The following is a 13,599-nucleotide window of genomic DNA, read 5'->3' as shown; positions in this document are numbered from 1 at the left end:
ATCGATGGCAAAATCCGTTTTTCGGTTTCTGTCGCGGCAGCCGGAAGCGGTGGAGCTGGAGAACGACAGATATCTCCTGCGCCTGCCGCGCTACCAGGATTTCAACCAGTGGCACCGGCTGCGCGCCGAAAGCCGCAAGTTCCTGGAACCCTGGGAGCCGACCTGGCGGCGCGACGAGCTGACGGAAGGCGCCTATCGCGCCCGCGTGATCCGCGGAAAGCAGGAATATGCCTCGGGCCAGGCGGTCCCGCTGTTCATTTTCCTGAAGGGCGACATGACGCTCGTCGGCGGCATCACCATCGGCTACATCAGAAGGGGCGCGGCACAAAGCTGCATGATCGGCTACTGGATGGGTGAGCGCCACGCCGGCCAGGGGCATATGTTCGCAGCCCTTCAAATGGTTATTCCTTACATCTTCTCCGGGCTTGAGTTGCACCGTATCGAAGCAGCCTGTATTCCAGATAACGCGCGCAGCATCCGCCTGCTTGAAAAGGCCGGGTTTCAGCAGGAAGGCTATCTGCGTGGATATTTGAAGATCAACGGTCAGTGGCATGACCATGTGATGTTTTCACGTCTCGCCACCGATACGGATAAAGGCAGGAAAACCGACAGCCGATGACCAGAGACCGCATGCTGCCCAAGTCACCGTCCGGACGAGTGATCGCGGTGATCGCAGCCCTTTTCCTGGCAGCCTTCGCCTTGATGGCGAGCGTTGCCCAGGCGGCCGAACCGGTGAAGATTTCCCGCGACGATACCGCGCTCGATCTGACGGCAACCACCGAAATCTATGCCAATCAGGGCGAGGCCTTCCAGGTTTCGACGGCCGCCGGCGCCGACGGCATCCGCCGCCGCATCGAGGTCAGGGCAAGCTCGGAGAACCATCAGGGCGACTGGGCTGTCTTCGCGCTCGCCAACGTCTCGGAAGAACAGCTCGAGCGCGTGATCGTCGCCCCGCATTTCCGCCTCGTCAATTCAAAGCTCTTCTGGCCGGATCTCGGCTCGCAACGCATCATCGCGATCACGCCGAGCGAAGGTTTCGCTCTCGACAGGCAGCCGAGCGACGAGGCCGACGTCTTCCGCATCACGCTGAACCCCGGCGCCGTCATCACCTTCGTCGCCGAACTGTCGACCCCGGAGCTGCCGCAGATCTATCTCTGGGAACCGGACGCCTACAAGGACACGATCAACGCGTTCACGCTCTATCGCGGCATCGTGCTCGGCATTGCCGGCCTGCTCGCCGTGTTCCTGACGATCCTCTTCGTCGTCAAGGGCACCTCGATGCTGCCGGCGACGGCAGCGCTCGCCTGGGCGGTGCTCGGCTATATCTGCGTCGACTTCGGCTTTCTCGGCAAGCTCATCAGCGTCGCTTCCGCCGACCAGCGAATATGGCGCGCCTGCGCGGAGGTGGCGCTGGCATCGAGTTTCGTCATCTTCCTCTTCACCTATCTGAACCTCAACCGCTGGCATGCGCATCTCGGTTACGCCACACTCGCCTGGGTGCTCGGCCTTGCCCTGCTCTTCGGCGTCGCAATCTACGATCCATCGATTGCGGCCGGCATCGCCAGGCTTTCCTTCGCGCTGACGGCGGCGACCGGCCTGCTGCTCATCATCTATCTCGGCTTCAACCGCTACGACCGCGCCATTCTGCTCGTGCCCGCATGGGCGCTGACGCTCGTCTGGCTGTTCGGCGCGTGGCTGACGGTCACCGGGCGGCTCGACAACGACATCATCCAGCCCGCACTCGGCGGCGGTCTCGTCCTCATCGTGCTTTTGATCGGCTTCACCGTCATGCAGCACGCTTTTGCCGGCGGCGCCTTCCAGCAGGGACTGTTTTCCGATCTCGAACGGCAGTCGCTGGCGCTCACCGGCTCCGGCGACATGGTATGGGACTGGGACGTGGCACGCGACCGCGTCGTCACCATTCCCGACGTCTCGACCAAGCTCGGCCTTTCCCCCGGCACCATGCATGGCGCAGCACGCAACTGGCTGCCGCGGCTGCACCCCGACGACCGCGACCGGTTCCGCGCCACACTCGACGTGCTGCTCGAACACCGGCGCGGGCGGCTGAACCACGAGTTCCGCATCCGCGCCGAGGACGGGCATTTCCACTGGCTGCTGATCCGCGCCCGGCCGGTGCTTGGCTCGAACGGCGAGATCATCCGCTGCGTCGGCACGATCGTCGATGTGACCGAGCAGAAGAATTCCGTCGAGCGGCTTCTTCACGATGCGCTGCACGACAATCTGACGGGACTTCCGAACCGGCAGGTCTTTCTCGACCGCCTGCAATCCGTGCTGGCTCTGGCGCCGGGCGGCGACACGCTGCGGCCGACCGTGATGGTGATCGACATCGACCGCTACAAGCTGGTCAACGATTCGCTGGGCGTCGCTGCCGGCGACAACATCCTCATCGCACTGACGCGGCGCCTGCGCCGGCTCTTGAAGCCGCAGGACACGCTGGCGCGGCTTGCCGGCGACCAGTTCGGCCTCATCCTCGTTTCCGAGCACAATCCGACCAAGGTCGCCGATTTTGCCGATGCGATCAGCAAGGCGATCATGGTGCCGATCAACTTCGCCAACCGCGAGATCATCCTGACGGCTTCGGTCGGCCTCGCCTCCTGGGTGGACCGGCAGGAGAGCGCCACCGGACTGCTCAGCGACGCCGAGCTTGCCATGTACCGGGCAAAACGGGCCGGCGGCAACCGCGTCGAACCATTTCAGCCGGCTTTCCGCGAATTCGGCACCGACCGGCTGCAACTCGAAACGGATCTGCGCCGCGCCATCGAGCGGAAGGAACTGTCGATGGTCTACCAGCCGATCGCGCGGCTGGAAGATGTCGAGATCGCCGGTTTCGAGGCGCTGATGCGCTGGGAGCATCCCAAGCGCGGCAATATCCCGCCGTCCGAATTCATTCCGATTGCGGAGGCCTCCGATATCATCGGCCCGCTCGGCATGTTCGCGCTGGAACAGGCGACCAACGATCTGATGAGCTGGCAGCAGCAGACCGGCGAACTGCCGATCTTCGTGTCGATCAATCTGTCCAGCGTGCAGCTGCTCAACAACGAGCTCTACGACGACGTGCGCTCGGTTCTCGCCAAGACGCATTGCGAGCCCTCGCGCCTCAAGCTTGAACTGACGGAATCCATGGTGATGGAAAATCCGGAACAGGCCCGCCTCGTCCTGCAGAAGCTGAAGGAAGCCGGCATCGGGCTCGCGCTCGACGATTTCGGCACCGGATATTCGTCACTTGCCTATCTCACGCGCTTCCCCTTCGACACGATCAAACTCGATAAGGCGCTGGTGCGCGACAGCAGCGACAAGAAGGCGACCGTGCTCAAGTCCGTGATCGCAATGGCACGTGAGCTGGAGATGAAGGTGGTGGCGGAGGGGATCGAATCCAACGAGGATGCGATCGAGCTCGCCAAGATGGGGTGCAGCTACGGACAGAGCTATCTTTTCGGACCGCCGATGCCTTCCGAATCGGTCCTGCGCCTGCTTCGGGACCGGTTTCCGTTGACCAAACGCGCCTGAGCGACCCGGCCGATCCTATCGGCTTCCAGCGCGCGCCGGGGGCGCGCCGCTTCCTCTTTGTGGATAGCCATTGACCAAGGGCCTACGATGTGCGCCTCTTCTCCACTGCATAAGGAGAATTTGATGCTCAAGTTTTTGCTCGCCCTCGCGATCGGCGTTTTCAGCGTCTCGCCGCTTCAAGCCGGTGACATCATCCCCGTCACCAAGAGCTGTCCATCGGGGGAAAGTCAGCCGAACTGCGAGCGTTGGGCAAAGGATTTCAAGACTGCCGTTGAACTGGCCTATAAAGGCGACAACGGTGCGCAGCGGACCGTCGCCTTTTGCCTGTCTACGGGTTGTCATGGCGCCGTAACCATTGACCAGGTCGCATCATGCAGCTGGCATCTCGTCATCGCCAATTCCGGTTCTACAACCGTGCTCGACGGTTCCAACACCAGGAACACCTGCCGGCCGATGACGGCACCCCAGAAGGACGAAGCCCGCGCGCTGGCGAGCGGCCTCGTCCAGAAGATATACAAGCGCCCGCTGGTCAAGACAGACCAGATGTAGCCTGGCCGATCCAGGCCGGCTCCCGGCGCGACGCAACGTTTGCGTGAAATAATCTCATTGCCCTTGCCGCTTTCGCCGCTATTCTCCTCCCAAGAAAATCGGGAGGACCATGATGATCCTGCACTGCGTATTCCTGCGGCTGAAAACCGCGATGACGGCCGACGACAAGCAGTCGTTGTTTGCGGCGATCGTCGCCCTGAAACAGGTCATTCCCGGCATACTAGATATCAAATACGGGCCGAACGTTTCGCCCGAGGGTCTGCATGGTGGCTTCGTCGACGGTTTTGCCGTGACCTTCGAAAGCGCCGAGGCTCGGGATGCCTATCTCATCCATCCCGAGCATGTGGCTGTGGGCGAGCGCATCGTCTCGTCGACGGATGGAGGCCTTGCCGGCATCCTGGTCTTCGACCTCAATCTGTAGAGCGACCGCAGGCTCAGCCTGCAGCCACCCGAGATTCTCAGCTCGATTTCGCCATGGCGGCGGCGAGCTGGTCGACATTGTATTTGAACATCTTCTCATAGGTCGGCGCCGGTCCCTTGGCGTCGGACAGGGATTCGACATAGAGCTCGCCGCCGGGCTCGGCACCGGTTGCCTTGGCGACCTGCTTGACCAGGCGCGGATCGTTGGAATTCTCGAAGAAATAGGCCTTTACGCGCTCGCTCTTGATCTGTTCGATTAGCTTGGCGACGTCGGCTGCGGATGCTTCGCTTTCGGTCGACAAACCAAGAGGCGCGAGGAAGCTGACTTTATATTCGCGTCCGAAATAACCGAAGGCATCGTGGCTGGTCAGCACCTTGCGGCGATCATCGGCTATCTTGTCGAATTTCGAATGGGCGTAGGCGTCCAGCTCATCCAACGTCCTAGCGTATTTCTCGGCATTGGCCTTGAAGGCACTCGCATCGGCTGGATCGGCTGACGACAGCGCCTTTTCGATATTGGCGACCCAGATCTTGACGTTGACGGGGCTGTTCCAGACATGTGGATCGGTAATCTCTGCGCCATCCTCTTCCATGGTGCGGGTATTGATGCCTTCAGAGACGGTGACCGGTTTGCCCTTATAGCCCGAGGCGGTGATCAGCCGGTCCATCCAGCCTTCCAGCCCCTCGCCGCTGACGAAGGTGACTTGAGCAGCGTTCAAATTCTTCGCATCGGCCGGCGACGGCTCGAATTCATGGGGATCGCCGTTCGGCCCGACGAGGCTCTTCACATCAACGTGGTCGCCGCCGACCTGTTTGATGACATCGGCAAGCACGGTGAAGGACGCCACGACCTTCAGCGTTTCGGCGGAGGCGGGCATGGCCGACAGCGCCACCAAAGCGGGGATTGCTGCGGAGAGAAGCAGTCTGTGCGGGTTCATCGAAGTCTCCTTGGGATCAGCCCTTCAAATGCGGGCGGGGAAAGAAGCGCCGGGCCAAGCCGGAGGGCGCAAAAAGGATCGAAAAGGCGTAGAGGATCGCCGCCGTCATGATGATCGTCGGGCCGGAGGCGAGTTCGAGATGGTAGGAGGCGATCAGGCCGAGATAGCCGGATGCAGCGGCGCTGCCGGCCGCAATCACGATCATGGACGGAAGGTTGCGTGACCAGAGCTGGGCGACGGCCGCCGGCAGCATCATCAGGCCGACCGCCATCAGCGTGCCGAGCGCCTGAAAGCTTGCGACGAGGTTCAGCACCACGAGCAGCAGGAAGAGCACGTGATAGACCGGCCCGCGCCCGCCGACGGCGCGCAGGAAACCCGGGTCGAAACATTCGGCCACCAGCGGCCGGTAGATGAAAGCGAGTACGATAAGGGTCAGCGAAGTGATCGCGCCGATCAGATAGAGCGCCGGCGCATCGATCGCCAGGATGGTTCCGAAGAGCACATGCAACAGATCGATATTCGAGCCGCGCAGCGAGACGATCAGCACGCCTAGCGCCAGCGAAGCGAGATAGAAGCTGGCAAAGCTCGCATCCTCCTGCAGCACGGTCATCCGGCTGACGGCGCCGGAAAGCAGCGCCACCGATAGCCCGGCAATCAGGCCGCCAAGGCCCATCGCCGTCAGCGACAGCGAGCCGGCGATGAGGTAACCGATCGCCGCGCCCGGCAGCACGGCATGGCTCATGGCATCACCCATCAGGCTCATGCGCCGCAGCATCAGGAAGACGCCGATCGGACCGGAGCCGAGCCCGAGGCAGAGACAGGCGACGAGGGCGCGGCGCATGAAGCCGAAATCGGCAAAGGGCGCGAGGAAGAGATCGTAAGCCGTCATGCCGCCGGCGCCTCTTCAGGCTTGCAGGCCTCGGCATCCTCATCCCAGCGCTCGGCCATGGCGCGCGCCTTCATGAGATTGGCCGACGACATGACCTCGGCGGTTGCGCCCCAGCCGACCAATTCGCGGGCGAGCAGCAAGGTTTGCGGGAAATGTGCGCGAACGAGCTCGAAATCGTGCAGCACTGAGATGACCGTGCGGCCCTCGCCGTGCCAGCGGATGACGATATCGATAAGGTCCTTGGTCGTGCGGGCGTCGATCGCCGTAAACGGCTCGTCGAGCAGGATGACGCCCGCATCCTGCAACAGCAGCCGAGCGAAGAGCACGCGCTGGAACTGGCCGGCCGAGAGTGAGCCGATATGGCGCCGGCCGAAGCCTTCGAGGCCGACGGCAGCAAGCGCCTCGCCTGCCCTTTTCACGTCGGCGGCGGCGATACGACCGAAGGCGCCTGCACTCTTCCAGGCGCCGAGCATGACGGTGTCGATGACCGAAATCGGAAAGCGGCGATCGATGTCAGCCGCCTGCGGGAGATAACCAAACTCCGCCCGCCCCAGCCGATGCTCGACCTTGCCTTCGGCCGGGCGAAGCTCACCCATGATCGCCTTCAGCAGCGTCGACTTGCCCGCTCCATTCGGCCCGGCGATCGCCGTCAGGCTGCCTGAGGCGAAGGCGCCGGAGACATGGTGGACGGCGGGGTGCCTGTTATAGGCAATCGAGAGATTATCGAGACGGATCAGCGGCGTCATGGCAGCAGAACCGCCCAGTGAATGGCCAGCCAGAGGACGGCAAGGACCAACGCCGTGCCGATCACCCTTGAAAAAGCCGACTGTCCCAGCAGGCTGACGGAGGGGCGGTCGGGGCTCGGGGGCATGGCGTATCCTACAATGTAATAACATTACGGTTATGTTATAGCAATTGCGGCGAGATTGAGGCGAGGATTGAAGCTATTCACTCAATTGAAAAAGGCGACCGAACGGCCGCCCTTCATGTGTCGCGATGTCTGTGTGATGTTTTGGACGTTGCGACCGCTCGACCCCTCGTTGGCGCGGCCCCCCATCCGCCTGGCGGGCACCTCTGCCTGGGTCGAGACGAGTGGCTCGACCCCGGTTGGGTTAGGTGAGGGCAATTGTTGTTCGAAAGATCAGAGCTGTTCCAGCATCGCGGCAGCACCCGAGACCGTTGCCTGGCCGGGGCTTTCCTCGACGTTGAGGGCCTTGACGACGCCGTCTTCCACCAGCATCGAATAGCGCTTGGAGCGGAGGCCGAGGCCGCCGGCGGAGAGGTCGGCATCCAGGCCGACGGCCTTGGTAAAGCCGGCATCCCAGTCCGCGAGGAAGTGGATCTTGCCGAACCCGCCTGATGATTGCGCCCAGGCGCCCATGACGTGCCAGTCGTTGACTGCGATAACGGCAATGTTGTCGACGCCTTTGCCGAGAATGGTGTCGCGATTTTCGAGATAGCCCGGCAGGTGGTTCAGCGAGCAGGTGGGCGTAAAGGCGCCCGGCACGGCAAAGAGCACCACGCGCTTGCCGGCGAAGAGCTGATCGGTGGTAATTTCAACAGGGCCGTCGGCCGTCTTTTCCTTGAAGGTGGCGGCAGGAAGCTTGTCGCCGATCGCGATGGTCATGGTTCTCTCCTTGGCTTTTGGCTTGCGGACGGCACCGCATGGGTCTGGCTTGGCGGCGAGCCCCGCGGGATCGCAGGCGACTATAAGACCCGGTCATTCAAAGGCAAGAGTCGTCTCCATCGCCTTATTGCCATCGATGACCAGCACGCCCCAGCGCTTGCCGTGGATATCGTAATTCTGAGGCAGTTTGCCGATCGATATATCAGTCTTGAATGTGACGCCGTCGCGCCCGCCGCCGATCTGCTTCGTGAAAGCATAACCGCTCGGGCCGGTGACGATGATATCGGGAACATTCTTCGCCTCGCCCGGAAAAACGAGCGTCAGCGACAACACCTTCATGTCGGGTGACATCGCATGGTCCGTGACGGCGAAATCCGTCGATGGTGGCTTCGGCAACGTCGCATCGGCCGCCTGAAGGATCGCCTCCTCCTGCGGGCGCGACTGGATGGCGGGGCCGAGTTTCAGCTGAAAATTCGCCTGGAAGGGAATGCAGATATCCCTGCAGATGCCGATAAAGGCGGCGGCATCGATCTTGACCGGAGCCTTGCCTGCCGCACTCAGCGACAGCGGCAGCGTGACCGGCGCGTCATAGGCGATATCCTCGATCGCGCCGTTGAAAAAGTGTTTCGGGACGGGATAACCCATAGCATCAAGCGTGACGCCACTACCCGGCGCGATGGTAACCTGGGGCGGAATGCCATTGCCGCCGGGCTCTTTCCAATAGGTGATCCAACCGGGTTTCGGCTCGATCTGCAGAGCGGCGCGGATTTTGCCGCCGGCGTCGGCCGGCAAGGCCACAAGGCGCATGCGGCCGCCCTCGTTTTCCGCCCAGGCGCTCATTTCCGCATGAGCCCGATGAAAGGCGACGAGTACGGCGGCCACCGAAATGGCCGCAATTAAAAAGCGGCGCGGAGCCACAGAAATAATCATCATGGAACAACGGTTTACCGAAAGTGGCGTTTGGCCGCCAGAAGCTACGGCGATTTAAATCTTCATTTTCAGTTGATTGATGTGTGACATTGGCCCATGTTTCTTTTGTCGAGGCCTTGGTGCGGTCTGGCAGCAGGAGGAACGATGTCCTTATCGACGCTGAAGAACAGACGGGAACGTGGCTTCTTCGATGGCCAGTTCCTCATCGCCATGCCGGGTATGGAAGATCGCAACTTCGCACGCACGGTGATTTACATCTGCGCTCATTCGGATGCCGGCGCCATGGGCTTCGTCATCAACCGGCCGCAGAGCCTCACCTTCACCGATGTGCTGCTGCATCTCGACATGATCAAGCAGGAAGATTCCATCGTGCTGCCGAAGCGCGCGCGGGAATTTCCGATCCAGACCGGCGGCCCCGTGGAAAGCGGCCGCGGTTTCGTGCTGCATTCAGACGATTATGCCAGCGACTCCTCGATCCCCGTCAGCGACGATATCTGCCTGACGGCGACGCTCGACATCGTGCGCGCCATCTCCAAGGGCAATGGCCCGACGCGCGCGACGATGCTGCTCGGTTATTCCTCCTGGGCAGCAGGCCAACTGGAAAACGAGGTCGTCAACAATGGCTGGCTCACCTGCCCGGCCAATGAGGAACTGATCTTCGACCGCAGCCTCGACGACAAATACGAACGGGCGCTCGCCGGCATGGGCGTGACCGCTGCCATGCTTTCGGCAGAGGCCGGCCACGCCTGAGGGCGGCTGGAACGAATAGTCTCGACTGACGTTCTCTCTTGGCAAACAGGGACAAAGGTCCCGCGCCGACGAAGGAGACATCAGACATGGGTAGCACCAGCGACAAGATTTCAGGCAAGGCGAACGAAATCGCCGGCAAGACCAAGCAGGCTGTCGGCAAGGCGGCCAACGATCGCGACCTGCAGGCCAAGGGCGCCGTCCAGGAAGCAAAAGGCAAGGGACAAGTCGCAGCCGGCAAGGTCAAGGACAAGCTCAAGGGCGCCATCGACCGGCTCTGAGAAAGAAGCTCATTCTTTATGACCTATGCCTGCCGCGCCTTGCGCGGCGGGCATTTTTAATCCGCCGTCCTCATGCTTTGCAGAAGGCAGACACGATGAAGCTTTTCGCCTGCGACAATTGCGATCAGGTCGTCCACTTCGACAATCGTCAATGCGTGCGCTGCAACCATCGCCTCGGTTTCCTGCCCGGCGACCTCGCCATGCATGCGCTGGAGCCGCGCGACGAGACGATGTGGCAGCTCGTCTCCGATCCCGACCGCGAAGTGCGCTTCTGCGCCAATGCCGGCCTCGACATCTGCAACTGGCTGGTGGATGGCGGCGGTGAGAGCGAATTCTGCGTGGCGTGCCGCCATAACCGGCTGGTGCCGAACACCAACACCCAGGACGGCATCGATCGCTGGCGGCGCATCAGCCAGGCGCAGCGGCATCTGTTCTATTCTCTCCTACGCTGGAAACTGCCGCATCCGGATCGGGCGCAAGACCCGCAGGGCGGCCTCGTCTTCGATTTCCTCGAGGATTCGATAGAGAGCAACGGCTATATCGTTCCTGCCATGACCGGCCACGAGGAAGGCCTGATCACCATCCGCGCCGCCGAGGCCGACGACGCGACCCGCGAGCAGGCCCGCACCCTAATGAACGAGCCCTATCGCACGCTGCTCGGCCATTTCCGGCATGAGGCCGGCCATTTCATCTGGAACAAGCTGGTGCGCGACCGCAATGCCCTTCAGGAATTTCGCGCCATCTTCGGCGACGAACGGCAGGACTATGCAGCAGCTCTGGAAAGAAACTATGCCGGCGGGGCGCCCGAGAACTGGCAGGACAATTTCATCAGCGCCTATGCGGCATCGCACCCCTGGGAGGATTTCGCGGAATGTTTCGCGCATTACCTCCATATCGTCGACACACTCGAGACGGCGCGCGCCTTCGGCATCGCGATCGATCCGAGCGGCCATGAGGAAATATCAGGCGAGGTGGATTTCATCCCCTACAGGGCAAGAAGCGCCGAACAGCTGGTCAGCGCCTGGGTGCCGCTCAGCCTCGCGATCAACGCCATCCAACGCAGCATGGGACAGCCGGACTCCTACCCCTTCGTGCTGTCCTCGCCCGTCGTGGCAAAGCTTGAATATCTGCACCGGCTGATCCAAGGCGCTGCGGCGCGGCAACAGGTAGGCTGAGTTGCTGGAAGCGTGAGGTATCGAATTCGTGGATGCGGCGCGGCGACGCCAGACCCGGCGGCTTGGCCTCACTACGCTGAAGCGAGCCATATCCCTTCCCGTGACCGACATAGGAATGCGACGGGAAGTACTCGACAATCCGGCAGTCGACTCCGTAGGTTTGCGAGAGTTATGGAGGATGCAGAGATATGGACGATGCCGGGCGAACTATGATCGTGCTCGATGCCAGCGATTCCCGCTTTCAATTGCGTGCCGGCGCCTTGATCCGCTCGAATGGCCACATCCTCATTCACCGCGCCCTTGGCGATACGTTCTGGGTCTTGCCCGGCGGAAGGGTGGAATTTCACGAAGCGAGTGCCGAAACGCTTGCACGCGAGATAGAAGAGGAGATCGGCTGTCAGGCTACAATCGGGCCGCTGCGCTTCATCATCGAGAATTTTTTCGCATTGGCGGATCGAAGGGTGCATGAAGTCGGCTTCTACTATGAGGCGGAGCTTTCAGGCGCCCTGCCCTTCCATGAGACCGATATTATCCACCGTGTCCGCGACGGTACCGCCGATCTGGAATTTCGCTGGGCTTTCCCAAGCCGGTCTGTCCTCGATCGGTTCGATCTGCAGCCGATGCCGCTGCGTGACCTCATCGAGAGGATGCCCGACGGCGTCCAACATCTGGTGCACCGCGCTCCTTCAAGCGCACTAAGGGTGTGATCCGCTCTGTTCAACCCAGTATTTTATCATCATCATCGCTGCTGCCTTGCTGAGTAACAGATCGCGCTCGTCGGCCAAATCTTGTTCGAAGCGCTCGCCGAGCTTTTCATAGACATCGAAAAGAAGCTCAGCCTCATCGTGCCGACGATATCTGCCCTCCATGCGAACGATCGTTGACCTCAACTCGGCTATGGTCGGGATAGACGCCACACTGACCTCCTGAACAAAATGATCCCAAGCCTGAGAAAAAATATGCGCGCAGTTTAGACGTAACAAGGGTCGGGTCGCTCCACGCATAGCCAGGCGCACGTCCGATAAGTCAAAAATCTGCATGGAAACATTGTCCACATTCAACGGTGCTGACTTAAAACGAAACCGCCTTGCCCTTCTTGAAGGGCTCCATGCCCCGGCGGGCGAGTTCGTCGGCGCGTTCGTTTTCCGGGTGGCCGGCGTGACCCTTGACCCAGTGCAGCGTCACCTTGTGGCGGTCACGGGCCGCCTCCAGCGCCTGCCAGAGCTCGGCATTCTTCACCGGCTTCTTGTCAGCGGTCTTCCAGCCGTTTTTTTTCCAGCCGAAAATCCACTTGGATATACCGTCCTTGACGTAGGCGCTGTCGGTATAGAGATCGACCTCGCAGGGTGTCTTCAGCGCCGACAAGGCTGAGATCGCCGCCAGCAGCTCCATGCGATTGTTGGTCGTATCCGCCTCGCCGCCGCAAAGCTCCTTTTCGACGTCGCCGTAACGCAGCACCGCGCCCCAGCCGCCGGGGCCGGGGTTGCCGGAGCATGCGCCGTCGGTGAAGATATCGACGTGTTTCATAGGCTTAATCCATATTCGGCCGGCGAGCTGATCTGGCGGTGGAACCGCAGTTTGCGGAGATATTCGAGCGGGTCCTTCTTGGTGACCATGGCGCCCTCAGGCGTGGTCAACCAGTCATAGAGCCGGGTCAGGAAGAAACGCAGCGCGGACCCACGCGACAGCACCGGCAAGGCAGCGATCTCGGGATCGCTCAACGGCCTGACGCTCTGGTAACCCTCGAGCATCGCCGTGCCCTTGGTGATGTTGTAGGCGCCGTCCTTCTCGAAGCACCAGGCGTTCAGGCAGATCGAGACGTCATAGGCGAGCAGGTCGTTGCAGGCGAAATAGAAGTCGATCAGGCCCGAGAGTTCGTCGCCGAGGAAGAAGACGTTGTCGGGGAAAAGATCGGCATGGATGACGCCGGCGGGCAGGCTTTTCGGCCAGTAAGCCGCGAGGAAATTCAGGTCGCTGCGGACCTCGTTCTGCAGGCCGCGCTCGACCTCGTCGGCGCGATCCTCGGATTTTTCCCAGAGCGCCCGCCAGCCGTCGATCGAGAGCGCATTCGGCCTCTTCAGTTCGAAGCCCTCGCCTGCCACATGCATCGCGGCCAGCGCCCGGCCGACCTCGCGGCAATGCTTCGCCTCCGGCTTTCTCAACCACATGCCTTCGAGGAAGGAGATCAGCGCGGCCGGGCGGCCGGAGAGCGAGCCGAGCAGCGCGCCGTCCCTGCGCGGTAGCGGCAGCGGGCAGGAAAGACCGCGGGCGGAAAGATGCTGCATCAGGCCGAGGAAGAAGGGCAGATCGCTCTTTTCCACGCGCTTTTCATAGAGCGTCAGGATCAGCGGGTCTTTCGAAGTGTGGAGCAGGAAGTTGGAGTTTTCGACGCCTTCGGCGATACCCTTGTAGGACAGCAGTGTGCCCGCATCATATTCCGTCAAAAACCATTTCAGATCGTCTTCCGCGATATCGGTATAGACTGCCACGTGGGGGTCTCGCCTTCGTGCATTGT

The 13,599-nt window shown here is 61.6% G+C and carries 17 protein-coding genes; 8 read left to right on the top strand and 9 right to left on the bottom strand.

All coding sequences use genetic code 11. The annotated features are described in order from the left end of the window. The first annotated feature begins 4 nt into the window (after positions 1–4). The 4 genes from EFD55_RS07660 (at position 5) to EFD55_RS07645 (ending at position 4,498) form a co-directional block, all read left to right on the top strand. Positions 5–619, top strand: coding sequence for a GNAT family N-acetyltransferase (locus EFD55_RS07660; RefSeq protein WP_125844003.1), 615 nt, complete (start codon positions 5–7; stop codon positions 617–619). Beyond that, positions 616–3,528: a sensor domain-containing phosphodiesterase gene (locus tag EFD55_RS07655; protein WP_125844002.1), complete on the top strand. Its 2,913-nt coding sequence runs from the start codon at positions 616–618 to the stop codon at positions 3,526–3,528. The genes EFD55_RS07660 and EFD55_RS07655 overlap by 4 nt, the downstream gene beginning before the upstream one ends. A gap of 123 nt (positions 3,529–3,651) precedes the next feature. Then, positions 3,652–4,077, top strand: coding sequence for a hypothetical protein (locus EFD55_RS07650; protein ID WP_125844001.1), 426 nt, complete (start codon positions 3,652–3,654; stop codon positions 4,075–4,077). A gap of 112 nt (positions 4,078–4,189) precedes the next feature. Then, positions 4,190–4,498 (top strand): Dabb family protein, encoded by a 309-nt coding sequence (locus EFD55_RS07645; protein ID WP_125844109.1) that lies wholly within the window; start codon positions 4,190–4,192, stop codon positions 4,496–4,498. Between the two features lie 37 nt (positions 4,499–4,535). Here EFD55_RS07645 and EFD55_RS07640 read toward each other — a convergent pair whose 3' ends face one another. The 6 genes from EFD55_RS07640 to EFD55_RS07620 all read right to left on the bottom strand — a co-directional run bounded on the left by EFD55_RS07640 (position 4,536) and on the right by EFD55_RS07620 (position 8,884). Beyond that, positions 4,536–5,435 (bottom strand): metal ABC transporter substrate-binding protein, encoded by a 900-nt coding sequence (locus EFD55_RS07640; RefSeq protein WP_125844000.1) that lies wholly within the window; start codon positions 5,433–5,435, stop codon positions 4,536–4,538. A gap of 16 nt (positions 5,436–5,451) precedes the next feature. Beyond that, positions 5,452–6,324 (bottom strand): metal ABC transporter permease, encoded by an 873-nt coding sequence (locus EFD55_RS07635; RefSeq protein WP_125843999.1) that lies wholly within the window; start codon positions 6,322–6,324, stop codon positions 5,452–5,454. Then, on the bottom strand, positions 6,321–7,070 hold the full coding sequence (locus EFD55_RS07630) for a metal ABC transporter ATP-binding protein (protein WP_125843998.1): 750 nt from the start codon (positions 7,068–7,070) through the stop codon (positions 6,321–6,323). The genes EFD55_RS07635 and EFD55_RS07630 overlap by 4 nt, the downstream gene beginning before the upstream one ends. Continuing rightward, positions 7,067–7,195, bottom strand: coding sequence for a hypothetical protein (locus EFD55_RS34080; protein ID WP_281039980.1), 129 nt, complete (start codon positions 7,193–7,195; stop codon positions 7,067–7,069). Before EFD55_RS34080 ends, EFD55_RS07630 begins: the two co-directional genes overlap by 4 nt. Positions 7,196–7,465: 270 nt before the next feature. Beyond that, the gene (locus EFD55_RS07625) at positions 7,466–7,951 is read right to left on the bottom strand and encodes a peroxiredoxin (RefSeq protein WP_125843997.1); all 486 of its coding nucleotides are present in this window, start codon (positions 7,949–7,951) and stop codon (positions 7,466–7,468) included. A 93-nt stretch (positions 7,952–8,044) separates the two neighbouring features. Further along, positions 8,045–8,884: a protein-disulfide reductase DsbD domain-containing protein gene (locus tag EFD55_RS07620; RefSeq protein WP_125843996.1), complete on the bottom strand. Its 840-nt coding sequence runs from the start codon at positions 8,882–8,884 to the stop codon at positions 8,045–8,047. Positions 8,885–9,025: 141 nt separating this feature from the next. Between EFD55_RS07620 and EFD55_RS07615 the strand changes: the two genes are divergently transcribed. From EFD55_RS07615 to EFD55_RS07600, 4 genes are all read left to right on the top strand, one after another. Continuing rightward, the gene (locus EFD55_RS07615; protein ID WP_125843995.1) at positions 9,026–9,631 is read left to right on the top strand and encodes a YqgE/AlgH family protein; all 606 of its coding nucleotides are present in this window, start codon (positions 9,026–9,028) and stop codon (positions 9,629–9,631) included. Positions 9,632–9,717: 86 nt separating this feature from the next. Continuing rightward, positions 9,718–9,909: a CsbD family protein gene (locus EFD55_RS07610; protein ID WP_125843994.1), complete on the top strand. Its 192-nt coding sequence runs from the start codon at positions 9,718–9,720 to the stop codon at positions 9,907–9,909. Between the two features lie 95 nt (positions 9,910–10,004). Beyond that, on the top strand, positions 10,005–11,084 hold the full coding sequence (locus tag EFD55_RS07605) for a zinc-binding metallopeptidase family protein (protein WP_125843993.1): 1,080 nt from the start codon (positions 10,005–10,007) through the stop codon (positions 11,082–11,084). 188 nt (positions 11,085–11,272) lie between these two features. Further along, positions 11,273–11,791, top strand: a complete 519-nt coding sequence (locus tag EFD55_RS07600; protein WP_125843992.1) for an NUDIX hydrolase — start codon at positions 11,273–11,275, stop codon at positions 11,789–11,791. On the opposite strand, the gene EFD55_RS07595 is transcribed toward EFD55_RS07600, so the two are convergent. The 3 genes from EFD55_RS07595 to EFD55_RS07585 are packed head-to-tail and all read right to left on the bottom strand — an operon-like array spanning position 11,780 to position 13,573. Further along, complete coding sequence (locus EFD55_RS07595; protein ID WP_125843991.1) at positions 11,780–12,124, bottom strand: hypothetical protein; 345 nt, start codon at positions 12,122–12,124, stop codon at positions 11,780–11,782. The genes EFD55_RS07600 and EFD55_RS07595 overlap by 12 nt on opposite strands. 31 nt (positions 12,125–12,155) lie before the next feature. Beyond that, positions 12,156–12,611 carry a ribonuclease HI gene (gene rnhA, locus EFD55_RS07590; protein WP_017959271.1) on the bottom strand — a complete coding sequence of 152 codons (456 nt, stop codon included), beginning with the start codon at positions 12,609–12,611 and terminating at the stop codon, positions 12,156–12,158. Further along, positions 12,608–13,573 carry a homoserine kinase gene (locus EFD55_RS07585; protein ID WP_125843990.1) on the bottom strand — a complete coding sequence of 322 codons (966 nt, stop codon included), beginning with the start codon at positions 13,571–13,573 and terminating at the stop codon, positions 12,608–12,610. Before EFD55_RS07585 ends, rnhA begins: the two co-directional genes overlap by 4 nt. Positions 13,574–13,599: the final 26 nt, after the last annotated feature.

This window comes from Rhizobium pisi, from assembly GCF_003938655.1.
Classification (GTDB): domain Bacteria; phylum Pseudomonadota; class Alphaproteobacteria; order Rhizobiales; family Rhizobiaceae; genus Rhizobium; species Rhizobium pisi.
Note: the sequence above shows the minus strand (reverse complement) of the source record. Positions and strands in the feature narration are given on the sequence as shown.